Origin of the sequence: Agromyces neolithicus, from assembly GCF_039529735.1 — a bacterium.
In the GTDB taxonomy this organism is placed as follows: Bacteria; Actinomycetota; Actinomycetes; order Actinomycetales; family Microbacteriaceae; genus Agromyces; species Agromyces neolithicus.
In genome coordinates, this window is sequence record NZ_BAAANJ010000009.1 from 44,050 (window position 1) to 62,625 (window position 18,576).

Annotated in this window: 17 protein-coding genes; 2 read left to right on the forward strand and 15 right to left on the reverse strand. The window is 65.1% G+C overall.

Annotated elements, in window-relative coordinates:
- Positions 1 to 48: 48 nt before the first annotated feature.
- Positions 49 to 534, reverse strand: a complete 486-nt coding sequence (locus tag ABD164_RS12520; RefSeq protein ID WP_344296592.1) for a DUF4442 domain-containing protein — start codon at positions 532 to 534, stop codon at positions 49 to 51.
- Positions 535 to 584: 50 nt separating this feature from the next.
- Here ABD164_RS12520 and ABD164_RS12525 point away from each other — a divergent pair, with 50 nt between their 5' ends.
- Both ABD164_RS12525 and ABD164_RS12530 read left to right on the forward strand, forming a co-directional pair.
- Positions 585 to 1,658, forward strand: coding sequence for a hypothetical protein (locus ABD164_RS12525; protein ID WP_344296593.1), 1,074 nt, complete (start codon positions 585 to 587; stop codon positions 1,656 to 1,658).
- An 11-nt stretch (positions 1,659 to 1,669) separates the two neighbouring features.
- Positions 1,670 to 3,040 carry a type I glutamate--ammonia ligase gene (locus ABD164_RS12530; protein WP_344296595.1) on the forward strand — a complete coding sequence of 457 codons (1,371 nt, stop codon included), beginning with the start codon at positions 1,670 to 1,672 and terminating at the stop codon, positions 3,038 to 3,040.
- Between the two features lie 82 nt (positions 3,041 to 3,122).
- On the opposite strand, the gene ABD164_RS12535 is transcribed toward ABD164_RS12530, so the two are convergent.
- The 14 genes from ABD164_RS12535 to ABD164_RS12600 form a co-directional block, all read right to left on the reverse strand.
- Positions 3,123 to 4,172, reverse strand: coding sequence for a DUF2510 domain-containing protein (locus tag ABD164_RS12535; protein ID WP_344296597.1), 1,050 nt, complete (start codon positions 4,170 to 4,172; stop codon positions 3,123 to 3,125).
- 49 nt (positions 4,173 to 4,221) lie between these two features.
- Positions 4,222 to 4,446 (reverse strand): HepT-like ribonuclease domain-containing protein, encoded by a 225-nt coding sequence (locus tag ABD164_RS12540; protein ID WP_344296599.1) that lies wholly within the window; start codon positions 4,444 to 4,446, stop codon positions 4,222 to 4,224.
- Between the two features lie 176 nt (positions 4,447 to 4,622).
- On the reverse strand, positions 4,623 to 5,090 hold the full coding sequence (locus ABD164_RS12545; protein WP_344296600.1) for a helix-turn-helix domain-containing protein: 468 nt from the start codon (positions 5,088 to 5,090) through the stop codon (positions 4,623 to 4,625).
- A 104-nt stretch (positions 5,091 to 5,194) separates the two neighbouring features.
- On the reverse strand, positions 5,195 to 6,706 hold the full coding sequence (locus tag ABD164_RS12550) for an IS1096 element passenger TnpR family protein (RefSeq protein ID WP_344296602.1): 1,512 nt from the start codon (positions 6,704 to 6,706) through the stop codon (positions 5,195 to 5,197).
- A 48-nt stretch (positions 6,707 to 6,754) separates the two neighbouring features.
- Positions 6,755 to 7,093 carry a HepT-like ribonuclease domain-containing protein gene (locus ABD164_RS12555; RefSeq protein ID WP_344296604.1) on the reverse strand — a complete coding sequence of 113 codons (339 nt, stop codon included), beginning with the start codon at positions 7,091 to 7,093 and terminating at the stop codon, positions 6,755 to 6,757.
- On the reverse strand, positions 7,090 to 7,554 hold the full coding sequence (locus ABD164_RS12560) for a helix-turn-helix domain-containing protein (RefSeq protein WP_344296605.1): 465 nt from the start codon (positions 7,552 to 7,554) through the stop codon (positions 7,090 to 7,092). Before ABD164_RS12560 ends, ABD164_RS12555 begins: the two co-directional genes overlap by 4 nt.
- A 215-nt stretch (positions 7,555 to 7,769) precedes the next feature.
- Positions 7,770 to 8,219 (reverse strand): very short patch repair endonuclease, encoded by a 450-nt coding sequence (locus tag ABD164_RS12565; protein WP_344296607.1) that lies wholly within the window; start codon positions 8,217 to 8,219, stop codon positions 7,770 to 7,772.
- A 150-nt stretch (positions 8,220 to 8,369) separates the two neighbouring features.
- On the reverse strand, positions 8,370 to 9,542 hold the full coding sequence (locus ABD164_RS12570) for a type II restriction endonuclease (RefSeq protein ID WP_344296608.1): 1,173 nt from the start codon (positions 9,540 to 9,542) through the stop codon (positions 8,370 to 8,372).
- On the reverse strand, positions 9,542 to 10,576 hold the full coding sequence (dcm, locus tag ABD164_RS12575; protein WP_344296611.1) for a DNA (cytosine-5-)-methyltransferase: 1,035 nt from the start codon (positions 10,574 to 10,576) through the stop codon (positions 9,542 to 9,544). Before dcm ends, ABD164_RS12570 begins: the two co-directional genes overlap by 1 nt.
- Before the next feature lie 105 nt (positions 10,577 to 10,681).
- Positions 10,682 to 12,763 carry an AIPR family protein gene (locus ABD164_RS12580; RefSeq protein WP_344296613.1) on the reverse strand — a complete coding sequence of 694 codons (2,082 nt, stop codon included), beginning with the start codon at positions 12,761 to 12,763 and terminating at the stop codon, positions 10,682 to 10,684.
- Positions 12,756 to 13,775 (reverse strand): PD-(D/E)XK motif protein, encoded by a 1,020-nt coding sequence (locus ABD164_RS12585; protein WP_344296614.1) that lies wholly within the window; start codon positions 13,773 to 13,775, stop codon positions 12,756 to 12,758. Before ABD164_RS12585 ends, ABD164_RS12580 begins: the two co-directional genes overlap by 8 nt.
- The gene (locus ABD164_RS12590) at positions 13,750 to 16,476 is read right to left on the reverse strand and encodes a Z1 domain-containing protein (RefSeq protein WP_344296616.1); all 2,727 of its coding nucleotides are present in this window, start codon (positions 16,474 to 16,476) and stop codon (positions 13,750 to 13,752) included. The genes ABD164_RS12585 and ABD164_RS12590 overlap by 26 nt, the downstream gene beginning before the upstream one ends.
- Positions 16,469 to 17,962 carry an ATP-binding protein gene (locus ABD164_RS12595; RefSeq protein ID WP_344296618.1) on the reverse strand — a complete coding sequence of 498 codons (1,494 nt, stop codon included), beginning with the start codon at positions 17,960 to 17,962 and terminating at the stop codon, positions 16,469 to 16,471. The genes ABD164_RS12590 and ABD164_RS12595 overlap by 8 nt, the downstream gene beginning before the upstream one ends.
- Before the next feature lie 212 nt (positions 17,963 to 18,174).
- Positions 18,175 to 18,525: a hypothetical protein gene (locus ABD164_RS12600; protein ID WP_344296620.1), complete on the reverse strand. Its 351-nt coding sequence runs from the start codon at positions 18,523 to 18,525 to the stop codon at positions 18,175 to 18,177.
- Between the last annotated feature and the right edge of the window lie 51 nt (positions 18,526 to 18,576).

The window sequence follows — 18,576 nt, forward strand, 5'->3', positions numbered from 1 at the left end:
GGCGCGCCGCCGTGCCTGGCGACGGCGTGGCTGGTCGGGTCTCGGCGCTCAGGCCGGCGCGCTCCCGGCGGCGGCCTCGGTCACGCGCTTCTTCTCGCGCACGTACACCTCGCGCCGCACACGCGCGACGACGTCGCCGTCGCGGTCGGTGATCTCGGTCTCGAACCACTCGAGCACCTTTGCGCCGCCGCGGGCGCGTTCGCGCAGCTCGGTCGCCTTCTGCCGCGGCACCTCGAAGTGCGCGGTGAGGATGCCGCGACCGGGCTTGACGAACTCGATCTCGCCGCGGGTGTCCCACACCACGTAGTCGTTGCCGAGCTGGTGCATGACGAGCATGAAGAAGTACGGGTCGGTCATCGCCGACATCGATCCGCCGAACGCGGTCTTCACGTAGTTGCGGGTGAACACGTTGACGTGGAGCTCGACGGTCGCGCTCGTCCAGTCGTGTGAGAAGCGCTTCACGCGGATGCCGCTGAACAGGTTGGGGATCCACAGGCTCATGACCGTGGCGAGGCGTCGTGGAGTCGTGCGCATGCTCCCGATCCTGCTCGATCCAAGTGCGGTGGTGACCGTAGGATCGGGGCATGGCCGGGTTCCGGGTCAGGCGCCGACACCGCGCGCACGAACTCGAGGTCCACGACGCCGACTTGGCGAAGTGGGCCGGCAGGGCCCTGTACGCCGCCGACGAGCGCATGCGCGTCGCCGCCGACGAGCTCGGGTACGCCGAGGCGCAGCTCGGCGCCGGTGCCGACGCGATGGCGCGACTCGGCGAAGCGCTCATCGCAGCGCGCAAGAGCCTGAGCGACGCGTTCCGGTTGAACCGGCTCAATCACGATGTCCCCGGCACGGCCGACGAAGTGCGGGCCCGCAACGTGCGCATCGTTCAGCTGTGCGCATGGGTCGAGGACGTGCTCGACGAGCAGATTTCGGCGCTCGCCGATGAGGTCGCACGGGCGCGGCGAGCGCCCGAGTTCATCGCCGGCATGCGAGCCGATACCGAGCGTTCTCACGCTCGCATTGCGCACACCCGCGACACCATCGACCGGCTCGTCGCCCATTTTGCGCGAGCCGCGCTCGTCGAAGTCGAGCACGACCTCGCCGAGGCGGCGCAGCTGCTCGGATTCGCCGAGCACAGCCTCGGCGTGGCCCGGCGGCGGCGCGATGACGGGCAGCCTGAGCCGGCCGACCTCGAGCTCGAGGCATCCGCCGCCCACCTGAGCCGACTGCGCGAGGAGCACGCAGCGCTCGACACCGCGACGGCGATGACGACGGCCCGCGAGCGCGCGGCGCCCCGTGCGATTGCGCCCGAGGCCCGCGTGCACGATGCGATCAGGCACGCAGACCGCCTGCTCGACGCAGCCCGCGATGCGATCGCCGACCATCCCGGATGGATCGGCGCCGAGGCGCTGACGCGGCTGGCCGAGTCCGAGCGCATCCGGGTCGACCTCGGCCACTACCTCGGCGGCTGGGACGCGACGACCACGGTGACGCACGAGGGTGACCGCGAGCGGGTGCTCGCGATGGCCGGGCGGATCGTGTCGCTCGCCGGCGAAGCCCTGTCACTCGCGCGTCGCGACATCGACGCGTCGAGACACCAGCGCATCGACGCGTCGCGACACCAGCGCATCGATCTGCGGAGCGCCCCCCAGCCGGGGTAGCGGAGACCGGCATGGATCATCCCGGCGGGTTCGACGACATCCGCGCGCTCCTCGTCTCGCACATCGACAACGCCGGCATCTCGCGTGGCAAGGTGCTGCCGCACCGGCGGCTGCTCTCGGCGGGCACGCACGGTGTGACGATCTCGAACAGCACCGGATTCCTGTTCTCGGTCGACGACCACCTCAATGCGACGGCTGCCCTCGACCCCGTCGTGGGCGACTTGCGCGGCATCGCCGACCTCTCGTCGAGCGCGATGCTCGACGCCGAGTCGGGGCTCGCGTGGGCGCCCGCCGATCTGTACGCGCTCGACGGCACCGTGCACCCGACGTGCACCCGTTCGGCGTTGCGCGGGGTCGTCGACGACGCGCTCGCCGCGCACCTCGAGTTCACGGTCGGCGTCGAGCTCGAGTGCGTGGTGTTCCGCGATGGGCTGCACGCGAGCGGTTCGGCGTTACTCGAGCCCGCGACATCCGCACCCGCGTACTCGACCCGCGCCCTGCTCGAGGTCGAGGCGTTCGCGATGGCCGCGCTCGACGCGCTCGAGTCGGCGGGGGTGACGGTCGAGCAGATGCATCCCGAGTTCGGCGCCGGCCAGCTCGAGTTCGCCTTCGCGCCGCGCGACCCGGTGCGCGCGGTCGACGACCTCGCGCTCGCCCGCATCGTGCTCGTCAGGGTCGCCCGGGCACACGGACTGCGGGTCTCGTTCGCGCCGGTTCCGATCGTGGGCGGGGCGACGAACGGATGCCACGTGCACGTGTCTGCGGTGCGGGACAGGCGCAACGTGTTCGCCGAAGCCGAGCCGTCGGGTTCGCAACCGTCGGGTCCGCACGGCCTGTCGGAGGACGGTGGCCGCATGATCGCGGGCATCCTCGACCGGCTCGACGAGGGCGTCGCGCTGCTCGGCGGCAGCGTGCTCTCGTTCACGCGGTTGCGCCCGCACTCCTGGGCGGGCTCCGAGGTGTGCTGGGGGCCGGCGAACCGTGAGGCGGCCATCCGGTTCGTGGGCGGCCAGGCGGGCCACGGCGCCGAGCAGGCGAACATCGAGGTCAAGCCGGTCGATGGCGCGGCGAACCCGTACCTGGCAGTGGCCGCGATCCTCGCGGCGGCCCTCGACGGAGTCGCGCGTGACCTGCCGTTGCCGGCACCGGTGCACGTCGACCCGAGCACCCTGACGGCCGAGCAGCGCCGGGCCGCCGACATCCGCCCGCTGCCCGCCGACCTGGGTTCGGCGCTGCACCGCCTCGAGTCGAGCGGGTTCTTTCGCGGCGTGTTCGGCGACGTGCTGCTCGACGCGTACCTCGCGACGCGGCGGCACGAGTGGGAGGCGTATGGCGAACTGCCGCCTGAGGCGGTCGCCGACGTCGTGCGCTGGCGGTATTGAGCGCGGTCGGCGACGGAGGTCGCCAACCCGGCGTCGGGCAGCAGTCGTTCGGGCGCGTGATCCCCTCGCGAGCGGGCGCCGGCTACGGCGCGTTCGTGAAGGTCGCGCTCGGATACAGGAAGCTCGGCGCCACCTGCATCGTGAGCGAGCTCGGGTCGTCGAGCGACCACGCGGCCCGCCAGGTGACCGACTCGCCCGGCTCGATCGTGGCCGCCGGAGGAAAGCCGACGTCGTCGCCGGTGCCGATGACGTCGCTGCCGATGTCGAAGATCTGGCTCACCTCCTGATCGCCCGACGAGACCGCCGGAAGCGGCAGGGGCTGCAGGTCGGCCGACGAGTTGTTCGTGAGCGTCAGCGTGAACACGACGTTGCTCGCGTTCGTCGCGCCGAGCGCGAACTCGCTCGGCGTGTACGGTTCGGGTGCCGAGACCGTGAGCGCGACGCCGTCGTCCCAGGTCATCGTCTCGCCGAAGGCGAGCTCGCCCTCGACCGGCGCCCCGGGCGGCACGGGCTGCTCGGGCTCGGGCGCAGGGTCGGCGCCCGGGTCATCCGATGGCTGCGGAAATATGGGCACCTCGGGAATCGCCTCATCGATCACATCGCCGACCGAGCCGATCAGGAACCCGACGAACATGACGATGCCGACGACCGCCGCGATGATCGAGACGACGAGCGCCGTGATCGCCGGCCACTTCGGGCCGCGCCGGAACAGCCCGATGAGTGCGAGCACGAACGCGACCGTCACCAGGATCCACGCGAAGCCGCTCGCGGCGGGAATGAACGCGAGCCCGAGCCCCAAGACCGCGAGGGGGACGGCGATGAGGCCGACCGCGTTCGGTGCGGGGTTCGAGGGTTCGGTGAACGGATGCTCCGCAAGCACGGCCGTGGGTCGTGCGTCGTAGCCCGGCGCCGGGGCATCCGCCCCTTGCGACCCCCAGACGAACCGAATCGTCGGATTCTCGTCGCCGACCGGCAACACCGCGGTGACCGAAGTGTCGGGCCCGACCTGCGGGAGCGGCTCGGTCACGGGCTCGGGCGCGACGTACTGCGTCCAGGCGTCGCCGTTCCAGTACCGCCGCGCGCCCGACCCGTCCTCGTACCACCCGGCGGGCGCCCTCGTCGGGTCGCTCATACTTCGATGGTGACACGGCGGGCGCGCCGGCGCATCTGGCCGGCCGCGGTCAGTCGAAGACCCGTCGGAGAGCCGACTCTATGTCGTCGAGCAACGCTGGGGCATGTTCGCTGACTGTGCTCCAGAGCCGTGCGTTGTCGACGCCGGCGTAGTTGTGCGCGGCGATGTTGCGGGTTGCACGCAACCCATCGCGGGCGATCTCGGGGAGGGCGCCCGCAACCTCGTCGGGCAGCTCGCGGGCGACGAAATCGGCGAGGTGGATGACGGCGAGCATCCCGATGTCATAGCTGTCGGATCCCGTCGCGACGAAGGCATCGCGCCCGTCTCGCGACGCGCGCTCGAAACGCGTGCGAAGGCGCGCGACTTCGTCGAGCAGGCGTTCGCGTCGGGGCTGATCCGAAACATCCGCTCGTGGCCGAGCATGGAACCCGAGAGGTGCGGGTTCGTCGCTCACAGCGGCACCGCTTCGCGCCTGATGACGCGTACGATCTCGTCGTCGGGGTCGTCGACGACCGCATCGACGGGAAAACCGACGATGCTCGCGACTTCATCACGGAACGCGGCGAGGGTGAGGAAGTCGACGTCATCGGCGGCGTCGACCAACAGATCGACATCACTGCGTTCGGTGTCGGTGCCGCGGGCGGCGGAGCCGAACACCCGGATGTTGTTCACGCCGTAGCGGGGCCCCAGCCCACGAATGCGCGACGCGAAGAGCTCGAGCGGGATCGAAGGGCGAAGCCTGGCGGAGCGGAGGATACGGCCGAGAAGTTCACTGCTCGGCTCTCGAACACCCGACTCGATGGCGGCGAGGTTCGGTTGCTTCAGCCCAGCACGTTCGGCGAGTTCTCGCTGGGACATGCCGACGTCCTCACGCGCACGCCGAACGAGGGTGGAGGCGGAGTCCTGCCTGGCGCTCATGAAGAGAGTATATCGCGCTGATATCACCGGTAGGACGCGCTCCGTCATCCGTTTCGCTCCGAGGGCTGCGATGATGCGCGTTCCGTCGCCGAGTCGACCGTGCGTCACCGCACCCCGAGCATCGCCCTCGCGAAGGCCCGCCCCTCAGCGACGGCGGGGCGAGGCGGGCGCGGCCATGCGCGCAGCTGTTCTGGCCCGAGCACGCCGAGCTGCCCGAGCAGATACCAGGTGGGGCGCACGAGGTCGATGGTGTCTCCGGCCCCGAGCTGCCACCCGTCGCTTCGCCGCCAGCCGAGCGCGTCGAGGCCGCGGGCGACGGCGGCGCTCAGGGGCTGCAGCTCGCCGTCGCCGCCGCAGGCGAGCTCTGTGGCGGCGAGAATCGCGGCGAGGCGTTCGAGATCGCCGCGGCGGCGTTCGACGGCGGCGGTCGCGACGTGGCGCCAAAGAGCGATCGGGTCGTCGTGCAGCTTCGCGCCGGCGGAGGTGCGCAGCAGTCGTCCCTTGGCGAGGCGGATGAGTCCGAGCGTGCGTGCCGCGGCGCGCAGCTCACGAATCGGCGCCGTGTGGTCTTCGCGGTTCGCGGTGCCGAACCAGTCGTCGGCCCAGCCGAGCGTGGTCATGCCCTCGCGCACGGTGGCGGGCGGCATCCATCCCGCGTTCGTGAGCGTGAGCCCGCTGTCGCCGACGCGGCCGAGCAGCCAGGTGAAGGGGCGTACCATGCGTGCGGCGGTCTCGGCGTCGATCGCGACCTGATCGAGCGCCCCGGCAGCGCGCAGGCGTCGGCGCAGTGCGCCGCGCAACGGCGGCGCCAGCGCGTCGAGCAGCTCGACGATCGCAGCCGACTCGTCGACGGGGTCGTCGTCTCGGCCGAGCAGCAGTCCCGACATGTCGCTCTTGAGCTCGAAACGCAGCCGCAGTTCGTCGTCGACGGCGTCGCGGTCGAACGTGTCGGCATCGAACGGCTGCGGCGGGGTCTCGGGCCAGGTCGTCGCCGCCACCCAGGCGACCGCATCGGCGTGGTCGGGTGCCTGCTCGTCTGCGAGACGTTCGAGCAGCTCTTCGTATCCGTGCACCCCGCCCGAGTCCTCGAACGGCGCGACGAGCTCGCCGATGACGAGCTCCGTTCGTCGCGCCCACGGCGGCTGCGATGCGCCGGGCGCGTCGACCCGCTCGCGTTCGATGAGGTCGATGCGGTGCCACCAGTCGTCGCCGAAGTCGTACCAGTAGTAGAGAGGGCCGCCGTTCGGTTCGAAAGCGGATGCCACGTCGGCTTCGTGCTCGTCGATCAACTGTTCTTCGGGGCGGGTGCGACCGAACGCGTCGAGCGGACCGCCGAACTGTGCGGTGAACTGTGCGTCGTGCTGCGCCTCGGCGAGCTGGTCGCCGGGCATCCACAGCCGCGGCGGTCGGCCGATCCGGGGGATACCGCGCTCCGGCACATGAGGGTCGTGGTCGGTGAACTGGTGCAGGTGGCAGTCGCGCCATCCCATCGCGATCTGGATCGCGTCGTGCAGTTCGTCGAGCCGCAGCGCGCCGTCGACGTCGAGCGTGCGCCAGATCTCAGGGGAGCTGCCCTGCAGCGTGATGCGCAGGCGGAAGCGTTCGCGGGAGGTCACCGAAGCAGTCTGCCAGAGGAGTGGGCGGATGCCTCGTGGTCGGTCCGGCTACAACCCCAGCTGCGCGAGGATCCGCGGGAACTCGACCGAGATCGCCCGCCAGAGCACCTCATCGTCGGTGCCCGCGTAGTCACGCGCGATGAGTTTGCGCGTCGCGCGGATGCCCTGCCAGTCCACGTCAGGATGCGCCTCACGAAAGCTCGCGGGAAGGCGGTCGGCCGCCGTCGAGAGATCGATGACCACCGATTTCGCGATGCGCCGCTGATCGTCGTCGTCTGGGTCGAAGAAGCGCTTGCGGCCGCGGGCGACCACGCGGGCCGCGGTCACGCCGAAGCGACGGATGTCGCCGAGGATCACGTCGGCCCGTGACGGGTCGTGACGGCTCACAGCGCCACTGCCTCGGCGAGGATCCGATCGAGCACTGGGCTGTGGCCCCGGTCGGAGACGACGTCGACCGAGGCCCCGAGCAACGCCTCGGCCTCGATCATGAAGCCAGCAAGGTCGAAGAGGGATGTCTCGGGGCCGGGGTGCACGAGGAGATCGACGTCGGACTGCTCGTCGGCATCGCCACGAGCGACGGATCCGAACACGCGGACGTTCGAGAGCCCCCGCCGGGCGGCGGCCTCGATGAGCGAGTCGCTCACGTCGCGGACTCGCGACAAGCGTGGCGTGCGCAGCGCGCGGTCGAGCCGTTCCATCGTGTCGCGGTTCGGCACCCTCCGACCGACCTCGTAAGCCGACACATTCGGCTGCGGCACGCCCGCGCGTTCCGCCAGCTCACGTTGTGTGAGGCGCGCCGCAACTCGGCGCGCGCGGAGTCCCGCGCCGTAGCTCGAGTCGGTGGGCATGGCTAAAGTATATCGAGGCGCTATCTCGCGTGCGCTCAGCTCCACGACGTACCGGGGACCGGTCGCCCAAAGATTCCGATATGACGACCGGAGTGTCGTCAAATTGACGACCCGATGGGCTTCAATCGACGACTCACGTCTATTCGGCTCACGCGCGAGGATGAATCGGGCGCCTGAGAGTTGAGGATTCCGTAGTCGTTGATTCGAGAGCAGGTTCAGGATCCTCGAACGCGGGCCTCACGGACTGCCGCGAAGATTGACTCGGCGACGAGGTGTGGTTCCTCGTGCTCCCAGAACCGCAGCACCCTCCAACCGCAGGCGCGCAGAACCTCGGTCGTCTCCGTGTCGCGCGCTTGGTTGCGGGCCACCTTGTCAGCCCAGAACGTCGCGTTTGCCTTTGGAGCGATGTAGTGGAGACGGCATCCGTGCCAGAAACACCCGTCGATGTAGACGGCAACCCGTTGGCGCGGAAAGACGATGTCGGCGCGTCGGCGCGGCGTCGGCGCCGGCGGGAAGTCCACTCGATAGCGAAGACCCTGTGAGTGAAGGATGCGGCGCACGCGCAGTTCGGGTCCAGTATCGCGGCGTCGATTTGCGACCATCGTGGCGCGGGAGTTGGCGGTGCTTGCCCAGCTTTCCTGACCGTCCACGCGACCCGATGCCATGATTCAGGTTTACCGTAGATGGCTCGGGGTTCCATGCACCGCGGTCGCTACCCGGTCGCACATCTCAACAGGCCGACGTTCGCGTACGTCCTGGCGTCGACCGCGTGTGGCCAACGTCGAGCAGCTGCCGCCCACCCGTGACCGAGCGATCTAGCGGCGTTGCCTCAGGAGGTCGATGAAGGATGCCATCGTCAGCGGAGGTATGGAGTCCATTGCGTAGAGCACTCCAATCTCCGCCGGTAGCACGAGCCGGATCCCCGCTGCGCTCATCGCGCGGCGTTGCGCCGCGCTCAGTCCTGGGTCGGTCGTGAAGAGATGGCGTTCGTCAAGCCGCGCAGCTTCCCTCAGCACCTGACGCCACCGGTCTCGGAGTGTCTGCTTCGAGGCCAGCATCGTTAGCCGCCCAGTCGGGAACTCCGCGTTCTCATACGCCTCGACTGACGGAAAGAGAAAGTCGGGTCGTTCGCCGCCTTCGGTGAGCGGGGTGTGGCTGTAGCTCACCCCGTTAGCGTCGAAGACTGCTTTCAGGTGGTACTCGAGCGCCTTTCCGGCGCGACTGCGTCGCCGTTGGAATGTCCGCATCGCGACGGCGAGCTTTTCATCGAGGCTCGATGCGTGCTCCATTTCCTTGCCAGCGACCTTGTTCTCCAGCAAGCTGAACATCTCGAGCTCGACCCGCAGCCATGCTGTGATGGCGGTGTCAGGATCGCGCACCGGATCGACGCCGAACGTGTGCCGCCGCGCGAACGCAGATAGCGTCTCGCCGGGAGGAAATCCGTGCGGGAATTCCTCGGCGACCAAGTGCTCAAGCTCGAACTCGCCGCGCGGGGCTAGTCCGAGTTCCGCGAGGATGATCTGAGCAGCAGCGGAGACGTGCTCCGCCGAGAGCTGATCGCCATTGGACAGGCGGAATCGGTTCGTGCTGGTGTCCGGGAACAGTTCCGCCGCGAGCGCTTCGCCATCGCCACCGGGTCGCGCTGTGAAGCAATGGTAAGCGGCCCCACGCTGGCCGAAGATGATGCGTCCACCCGGTGCGACATATGTGTCAAGGGATGAATCGTAGTACAGCCGCCACTCGGTGCGGATCGGGTGAGCTTCGCGGGCGTCGTACCAGGTGAGGTTGAGGAGTCCTGTGGGGCCGGATAATAGGTCGTCGAGGTCGAAATGAAGCACTTCGATCGTTCGCCGCTGTGTGCCCCCGAACATGTCGATCAGACCCGAGACCCCGTTGAACTCGTGCTGGTTCGACCTGACGCGTGAGGACTCGACAGGTGCGAGCCGCTTGCTTGCTACGCGATCGAAGTATCGATGGAGTCCTTCCATCAAGCAGCCGTTGCCTGGCCCATAACGGCCCCGATATGCGGGGCCATGATGCGCGCGGCCTCCTTCATCACCGGTACGACGACGGAGTTGCCGAACTGGCGGTACGCCTGGGTATCGCTCACCGGAATCACGAAGTCGTCGGAATAGCCCATAAGGCGCGCCGCTTCTCGCGGAGTCAGCCGACGTGGGTTCTGGCCGATGCCGCGTGATACCAAGATCTCGGAGCCGTCCTTGTGGTAGCGCGCCGACAGCGTCCGCGCCCGATCATCGGGGCCGACCAGTCCAAAGCCGAAGCCGTTGCCAGCTCGCCGGTGCTTCTCGGCGTACGCCTGAAGATAGTTCCAGAGGTGGTCGGAAAGGATGTACCGATCGCTGACTTCGGCATGCTCGCCCAGCGTGAAGTGCCCTTCCGGCGACTCCGATCCATCCTCGGAGTGAAGTACGGAAGCCATTTTGGGGTGAATTTCGGGGGCGCTGAACTCGTCCCAGCTGAATGAGGTCCCGGTTGCGAAGCCCGCGATGAGGATACGCTCGCGGTTCTGGGGCACGAAGGGCGACGCATTGACGACCTTGGTATGGATCTCGTAGCCGAGTTCGCTTTCGAGCACCGTCTTGATTGTCGAGAAGGTGCGGCCGCCGTCGTGACGGGTGAGGTTCTTCACATTCTCGAGCAGGAATGCGCTCGGTCGCTTGGCAGCGATGACTCGCGCGACATCGAAGAAGAGGGTCCCCTGGGTGAGGTCGGCGAACCCATGGGGCCGGCCGAGCGAGTTCTTCTTGGAAACGCCTGCGATCGAGAACGGCTGGCACGGGAAGCCCGCGAGCAGTACGTCATGGTCGGGGATGTCGGCGGTATCGATCTGTGTGATGTCCCCTGCGATCGGGTGCTCATCGTCGTAGTTCGCCGTGTACGTGATTTGAGCGAAGCGGTCCCATTCGCTGGTGAAGACGCATCGCCCGCCGGCGCTCTCGAAGCCCTGGCGGATCCCGCCGATGCCGGCGAACAGGTCAATGAAATCGAAGGGAAGCGCCATGCTTCGATTATGGGTGCCGCCGCCGACAAGGATGGCGTGACACGAGGCGATATCACCGGTCTGGCTCTATGACTGCCCTCGACGTCAGCAAGCATGGGCCTGAGTTCAGTTCCCAGTGAATCCCGAAGCACGGGCGCGCTTCTCGAGATCGAGGAGTGCGATGGATTGGAGTTCGGACGGAAGCCCCCGACCACTTTCACCGATCGCGATAGCCAGAATGCCGAGTTCCTTAGGGGACACCATCTTGAGCGTTCTCGTGAATTCGCGAAGCCTGTTCCAATACTGGGAGCCTTTCCCAACCACGTGCATCTGAGCAGCGACGCCTGTGAGCAGCTTCTGATCCGCTCGAGCGTCTCGCTTGGCACTGGTCGCCTCGCTGCCACCGACCGTGAACTCATTGAGCGAAGCGGCCCCAGTGAAAGGGATTGACTTCACAGCCTCCCACGCCTTCTCGCGCTTGGCCCATTCAGTCACGTTCAGCACCGGTCGGCTATCCGCAGTCAGAACTTGAAATACCTGCTCCGCAATCACGTCGCCGACTTCGAGTAGGCCGTTGTCCACCGACTGGGCTAGCCAGATGCGATTGAAGTCGAGATCTCCACCCGTTGACGCCCTCTTGGACTCGAGTGAGAGCTTGGCCAACGTGTAGGTGACGATGTTCGCGAGGTAGCCGGTTGTATACCAATCGGACTTCATCACCCTTTGGCGGACAGCGTTGAAGAGAAGGCTCTTGCCAACGAGGCTGCGGAAGTAGTCATCGCCGAATTGTGCGTTGTCCGCCTTCCACGCTGCCTCAATCTGATTCGCGAACGCGAGGAAGTTCTTCTGAGCGCCTGCGCTCACGACGTGAGGCTGTTGTGACCACGAGACGAGGTACTTCGCGGCGTCAGTCTTCGTGATCACCTGGGCTCGGGGGTACTCTGCCTCGAACTTGCGCGCCCCCGCAACAGTGAGCTTCGCCTTCTCGCTCTGGTATTGCCCACGGGTGCGCTCGTAGTACCACTTTGTCTGGAAGGCAGATCCAGCTTGCGCCGGCGCAAGGATTCTGCGTGATTTCTCCTCCATACGCTGGTGGAACTCATGATTCGAGAAGAAGTCTGCTTCGCTTACCGCGTTTTGCGAGTTGGCGTACCTGCTGATCTTCGGAACCAGCTCGGTCTCGACCTCGCCGTCAACAATGATGAGTTTCATCTGCACGAAGACATCCGACAGGTCAACAGCCTTCTCATCCTTCTCGACATAGAAGAGGGAAGCCGTCGTCTGTCCACCGTTCACAATCTGTAGGTCTCGCACGCCGGTCATCGCGAGTCCTCCAACGGTGGTCTCGATCGTGACCTCGGTTGCTGTGGCGGTGACACCGTTGTTGTAGCTGAGGAACATTTCTGGCTGCTGAAGCAACGTGCCACGGATCCCCTTGTTGACCTTTCCCCGCGTGCTGAGGAACGACCTGACGTTCGACTCCAGCACCCGAGAGCCGTAGCGACGGTAGATTCCCGCCAGTACCGATCCCGGGATCACGGCGAGGTAGGTACTCACATCCTTGGACGTGATCGCTGCCTGAAGGAACGGAATGCCATCCGGCGCCCACTCACGGAGGTCTATGTCGATCTCCTCCCGGCCGAGCGAAGATGATTCGACCCGATGAAATCGATCGATATCCCAAGGATGGAACTCGATAGCGATCCCTCCCCGTTCAACGGAGGGGAACTCCTTGATCTTCGAGCTCAACCGATTGTTGGTCAGGAGGTAGATCCGCACCTTGAACAACTTCCCGCGTCGGTCGCGAAGCTCGTCTGCTACTTCGAAGACCTGGCTGCTCTCCTCGAGCAGATCGAAGATGCTGCCGCTCAGGACCCCGTCCACCCAGGCCTCTGCTTGGCCGAAGAGTCGCTGCGCCTCGGCGGTGGTGATCGTGCCGATGTCGTCGTCGCTCGAGTATGCCGATACGGCGATGACCGCGTGACCCTCCTCGTCATCGAAGTCGAAGCCATCGATCCGCAGCCGCTTGTTTCTGGCACCAGTTCCCTCGAAGTAACACGGGGTCAGGGAATTGATCTCCTCAGCCTCGGCCAGCTTGGCGGCCAACTCAGCGATGAACGCCTCTCCGGTATAGGCGCCTCCGACGGAAGCCGCAGCTCGAACGCGGTTCTCCAGCTCTCTTCGGTACTCGTCGATCTCGTCAGTCATTGATGGCTCCTTCGCCGATTCCAGCAGGGCTGTCGGGTGCGAGCGCATTCTCAATAGAAAGCGCGAATGGCTCGAGCGCGGTGAGTTGGATCTCATACCTCACGTTCTCGACCCCTGCCACGACAGCGGCGGCTCGTAGCCGGGGGAAGCTGTCTCCCGTCCGGTAGGCGCGGATACCAGCGCAGACGAAGCGCACCTCCTCGTAACGCGCGTCGCTTGTGTCAATGCCGACCGCGGCAATCCTGTTGTCGAACTCCTCGAGGAGATCAGTCGCCGACAGGAGCTCTGAGCGAATCGACCGAATGAGCTCGGCGAGCGTCGTGCCATCTGGCGACATCCCGAGCGGATCCTCGTCGATCTGGGCAACGATGAGATCGACCTTCGCATTAGGCGTGGGATCGAGCTGAGCCACGGACGAGATCTTCACTCGGCGGCCGTCCAACCCAATGGACTTCACCTCGTAGTTGCCCAACGTCGGGTGCCTGAAGTCCTGCGCGGCGCCCATCGGCCCGTCCCATGCATGGATCATCTCGGCGAGTGAGGTTTGCCGGGCGAGGTGAACTCCGAATGTCAGCTCACCGAACAGCCCACGCATCTGTTCGCGCGAGAGGGTGCGCATGCTCAATTGCGAGAGCATCTTCTGCCAGTGCGTCAGGGTCGCATCGAAAAGGCCAACACCGTCATCCTCGCCGTTGGTGCCGGAAGTCCGACGAGCGAGTTCGAGGCACATCCCAATGAACGCGTCTGCGTAGGCAGCGTCAGTCAGAGCGACTACAGCAACCCATTTCTGGTCGTCACGGCGACGCACCTGCGTCTTGACAAGCCCTTCTATCTTCGGCGGCTCAGGTTGCACGTCACTGACGAGGAAGAAGACCGGTAGTCCGTCACTTTCGACGCCGAAGTAGAGGTGCAGGGGATGGTCGCGGATCAGTCGGTGTTGGGGTTCTCCGGACTGGAGCATCTCATTCCACAGCGCGAACGTTCGCTCAGTCTTCATCTTCATCGTCTTCATAGGTGTCGAAGTCCTGGAACCAGAGCTTCTTTGCAACGGCGTTGAGCCAGTACGTGACCTGGTCAGTCGTTGAGACGACGCCGGCGGTGCCGGGCACTGCGATCACGATGGCAATCAGAGTCTGTTCCGCAAGGTTCTCACCTTCGCCCCCTCGGCGTTCGACGGGATAAACCAGCAGTACGGGGCGTTCGAGATTCTGAACGAACTGTGTGTCTGGTGCTCGTTTGGCCGAACCGTTCTGGGTGTCCAGATACGCCGACTCGATCTCTGCTCGCCGAGCGGAGGACAGCGGGGTTGCAACGTCGCCGGGTCCAGCGACCCTTCGGTTCGATCCTGAGATTACCCATGTTCCATTCGAGAGCAGCGCTCGCCGGACCGGTCGCTTGATGCTGACACCTCCCAACTCGACTTCCGAGCCGCTACCTCCAACGAGCACCACATCCCAAGCTTGAAGGTCCTCGGCCTGCGCATTCCGTGCGAACCGAGCCAATGCACTCCCTTGGAAGAGGGCTGCAGAGTCAGCCGCGGAGAATGCGTCGAGGAAAGTCGCCACGAGGTGCTTCGGCACCGAGCGCCAGATCTGGCGACTCGATGTGCCGACCTGCTCTGAGCCAATGCCGGAGGACTGAATCGCGGCGAAGAGCTCGTCGGCAGCCACTGCGTTCGCCCTGATACGGGTCATATCCGAGGAGAGGGTCGTCGACTCGATTGGACGGCCACGCAGGGAGATTGACTTCTGGCCGACTTCCGCTGCCCGCATCTTGTTGCGGGCCGTAATCAGCAGGGCACCCGGATGATTACGCACAGCCAAGCCGTACTGCTGCGGCGTGAGCTTCTGATCTCGCATGCGCTCCAATTCGAGACGGAGCTCGAGCAGCGAGTCCGCGGTGTACGCGTATGCGCTGACTACTTCCGCGGACAGCCACAGGCGGCAGACATCCTCGTAACCATCGCGGTAGCCGAACCACCGCCCCATCTGCATCAGAGTGTCGGAGGCAGCCGTACGTCGGTAGAAATAGCTGACCATCAGACCCTCGAGAGTCAGTCCTCGACTCAGAAGGTCTCCGCCGATTGAGATCTGCCGCGGGGCATTCTCATCGCGAAGCTCCTTCTCCTCGTTGGACTTGTCTCGCTTCGAGTTGACGACCTTGAGTTCGATCTCGGCCACGGCCGCGGGAAGCATCTGGAGGACGTCATCCCAAGAGAATTCTGAGGAGTCGTATTCTCTCCAGAAGGTCTCCCTCATCATCTCCAGTTCGTGATTCGGATTTCCTCTCGCGAAGGTTGCCGCGTGGCTGTTGATTGCATTCCGATAGGCCGCAAGTTCCCCAGCGAGCCATTCGCCCAATCGTTGCTGTACCAAGTTGAAGCGCGAGACATTGACGAGCATTGAGCGGGGTGAACCCTGCTCACCTCGAAGGTCTCTGATCGCGTTGGCGAGCAGGAAGGTTCGTACGGCCTCGCTGAGGCTCTCAGGGATCTCCTTCACAATCAGGGAGCTCTTGTGGCTCGCCGGGAAGTACTCCTCCGCGTCCTCCAAGATCCTGATGACTGGATGCTCGTCGAGTTCTTGATCATCGAGCTCTTCTGACGGCCCGAAGAGGGTAGTGGCGCCCTGGTAGTTCGATGGAGCATCCAGTGCGTAGATGAAGTCGCGAGGGAAGAGGTCTTTGTCGTCCTCGTCGTTGATGAAGATGTTCGCGAATGGGGTGGCAGTGAAACCGATGTACGAGTTGCGACTGCTTGTCGCCAGAATTCGACGGATCGCCGCGTTGATCGCGGTCGGGTCCTCCTCCTCCTTGTTGGTGTTGATGGAGGCGTAGTCGGCCTCGTCGTCCAGGAAGAGGACCGGATGCTTGAGTTTTCCACCGCCAACCCGCTGACTCTCGAGCCAATCGGCTATGCGATCGAGGACGACCCGATTCTTCTTGGTGATGAAGACGACGGACAGGCCCTGGCCCGGCACAATGTTCATCGCCTGCGCCGATGACTTCCTGAAATCCGTCAGCACGGTGGTTGTCGACGCGACCGAGGAAGTGGACTCGAGCTTGAGACCCACGCCCAAGCGGTTGTCCTTATCCCCGCCCAGCCCTTTCCTCGCGCCGATCAGGGCCGCGGCCGAGTCCCTTCCGATCATGCCCTCGTCTACGCGAGCCTGGGTCTGGCGTCGCAGTGACTCCGTATTGCCGGTGAGCACAATGAAGATGCGGTACCCAGCGTCTGCCGCCTTGTCCATGAGGCCGATGTACGTGCTGGTCTTTCCGGACTGCACATCCCCGATTACCAGCCCGCGACGTTCCCAGGAGTCCTCGTCGCTCGGATCTCCCATGTGGTCGAGGATCTTCTCGAGCGACTTGTTGAGCTGATCGAGCACAAGCGGAGACCGGCCATGCTCGGCGAGGTACGCAGAATAGGCACTCCAGAGTCGCCAGTCGATGGTCGTTCGTCGCTTCTCGAGCCACGGAACGTACTGAGCTCCCTCGATGACAGCGCCCATGTCCATGTGGATGCTCAGGATGCGGGTGACGTGGTCGAACACATCCTCGATGTCATCGTCGGACAGATCCGGTCCGATGAACGTGCGCATATTGAGGAGCATGTCGCGCACCGCGACCTCATCGGGAACCTTGGCGTTGGTGCTGGCCCAGGTCAATGCCACCTTCTGGAATTGGACTTTCTGCGCGGCACGGATGTCACTCAACGGACGTGTTCCCTTCGGTCGTGGAGTTCGAGAGGGTCTCGATGAGCTCTCCGCGGTAGTCGACGAGCAGGTTGAATGGCTCGGTCTGCATCATCACGTCGACGAATCCCGCGGGCGCGCCGCTCCTGCCCGTGAGCTCCCATGCGCGAATCATTGCTTCCATCAAGAGTTCAATAGGCGAGGTCGCAGCTTGTTCGATGGGCGTGTCGTTCGACATCCGATTGAAGAGATCCTGCACCGGGAACGTTGACTCGATGACGTTGAGCGCGTCCCCGAGAAGGCCACTCAACTCGCCGGGCAGCGCGTCGAACAGCCTCTGTACCGAGGGATGGTCGCGGTTGATCTCATACCGCGTCGCGTCTCGATCCTCGATGACTGACCAAGTCCGCACGACGCCTGAGGCGTCGCTCGCCTTCCTGCCCCTGAATGTGTGGATCCGCTCGCTGGGCTCAACGAACTTGGTTGCGAGTTCACGAAGCCTGTTCCTCACGGCGGTGGGAGGAACAGCCGCGGACTTCTTGATATCGAGGCTCCAGAGGTGGTCCAAGGAGTTCGGGATGTCGACGCGGACGCGTGTCAGGCGGCCCATCTCGTTCTTTGGGGTGAGGCGGAACCACGTGCCCCACACCACGAGCCGACCTGCGCGGTACACATAGAACCCCTGCGAATCGCGCAGCGAGCCGTGGGCGGTGGCGATGGTGCGCTCCGCCTTTGACATCTTGTTGAGGTAGGGGAGCGTGAACGCCTGAACGGTGACGCGCGACCCGCCGACCGCGACCTCTTCCTCCCGATCGACCTGGGTCTGTTTCGAACGAGAAAGAAATGGGTCAAGTCCGACGAGGCGACGAAAGTTCATGCCGATCTGCACGCGCGCCGCGCGATCGCTTGTGATGAATCGATGGAAGACCAACGAGAGGTGATCGCGAACGACCATCATCTGGGCATCGAGGAAATGGCCTTTGTCGTGCTCGTCGTCGAGAAGTCGGTCGAGCTTGGTCCAGACCACCAACGACCCTGATGGCAGCTTGTCGAATTCGCCGAAGTAGGGGACTGATTCAAGTTCGGCTGCCGAGTGGACGATCAGGGTCCAAGCGCCAGTCTTCTCGATGAGATCCAAGTCCCAGCTCAGCCCCGTCGTGATTCCCTCGCGCTTGGTAACCATCGTCAGTCTTCGGCATTGAGAGAGGGAAGCAGTCTTCAGACCGAGTCCGAAGCGACCCAGATCTGCGGCGTCCCGCTGCTCGGTGGCGTTGGTTCCAGCGAGGCGCATTGCTGTTCGAGCGTCCGTAGGATCCATACCCCTTCCGTCGTCGAGGATGGCGACGTACGGGTCATCGGCAGAACCGTCAAAGAGCACCTCGACTGTGGACGCTCCGGCGGCGATTGAGTTGTCAACGATGTCAGCGACAGCAGTTGAGAGCGAGTACCCAACCGCTCGCATCGATGCCATCAGAAGGCCGCTCGGCGGGCAATCCTCAGTTTCCACGATCCGCCCCGACCTGATGTGAACGAAGCCGCAGCGCGGGAGCTCCATCGGCGTAAGCACTGGGCTGCTCCAACCGCCCCCTGTGGGCAGCTTCGGTCAATGCCGCTCTCTGCATACGTTGCGCCTCCCGGCCGAGGAATGAGATCAGGTTCACCATATGTCCATGCACAGACATCCGTCGACGAGCTCGCCCAAAACCGGGGCTTCGATGCTCATCGGCTGCCGGCCTCCACCAGAGCGACGGCGTCGATGAGCCCGTTGACTTCACCGAAAGTGGGCCCGAGCTCGAACGCATGATGGTGCGACGCATCCGAGAGTCGACTCCACGCGTACTCTGCCCGCACCACGAGCGCGGCGTAATCCTCGAGGTACGCCACCTCTAGGCAGACCAAGAGGCTCCGCATGTTGCCCTCCCCGGGCTCGAGTGACTTCCTCTGCAGCAGGTCGCGGACGGCATCCTCGAGCGCGACTCGGGCGAGCCAGCATGCTGCCCGCAACGAGTGCGATCGAGCTGAAGCCGGCGAACTGAGGAGCCCGCGCGCCTGGTCGAGCGTCGCGCTCACTTGACGCCGTCGCGAATGTCTTCGACCATCCGCCGAACCGAGTCGACGGCG

Bases quoted from the DNA above. Each gene is read 5' to 3' on its own strand.
- ABD164_RS12545 (WP_344296600.1), bottom strand. From the start codon at position 5,090: ATGAGCGCCAGGCAGGACTCCGCCTCCACCCTCGTTCGGCGTGCGCGT.
- dcm (WP_344296611.1), bottom strand. From the start codon at position 10,576: ATGGCGCTTCCCTTCGATTTCATTGACCTGTTCGCCGGCATCGGCGGG.
- ABD164_RS12520 (WP_344296592.1), bottom strand. From the start codon at position 534: ATGCGCACGACTCCACGACGCCTCGCCACGGTCATGAGCCTGTGGATC.
- ABD164_RS12530 (WP_344296595.1), top strand. From the start codon at position 1,670: ATGGATCATCCCGGCGGGTTCGACGACATCCGCGCGCTCCTCGTCTCG.
- ABD164_RS12525 (WP_344296593.1), top strand. From the start codon at position 585: ATGGCCGGGTTCCGGGTCAGGCGCCGACACCGCGCGCACGAACTCGAG.
- ABD164_RS12580 (WP_344296613.1), bottom strand. From the start codon at position 12,763: ATGACTGACGAGATCGACGAGTACCGAAGAGAGCTGGAGAACCGCGTT.
- ABD164_RS12535 (WP_344296597.1), bottom strand. From the start codon at position 4,172: ATGAGCGACCCGACGAGGGCGCCCGCCGGGTGGTACGAGGACGGGTCG.
- ABD164_RS12585 (WP_344296614.1), bottom strand. From the start codon at position 13,775: ATGAAGACGATGAAGATGAAGACTGAGCGAACGTTCGCGCTGTGGAAT.
- ABD164_RS12540 (WP_344296599.1), bottom strand. From the start codon at position 4,446: ATGCTCGCCGTCATCCACCTCGCCGATTTCGTCGCCCGCGAGCTGCCC.
- ABD164_RS12565 (WP_344296607.1), bottom strand. From the start codon at position 8,219: ATGGCATCGGGTCGCGTGGACGGTCAGGAAAGCTGGGCAAGCACCGCC.
- ABD164_RS12570 (WP_344296608.1), bottom strand. From the start codon at position 9,542: ATGGAAGGACTCCATCGATACTTCGATCGCGTAGCAAGCAAGCGGCTC.
- ABD164_RS12560 (WP_344296605.1), bottom strand. From the start codon at position 7,554: ATGCCCACCGACTCGAGCTACGGCGCGGGACTCCGCGCGCGCCGAGTT.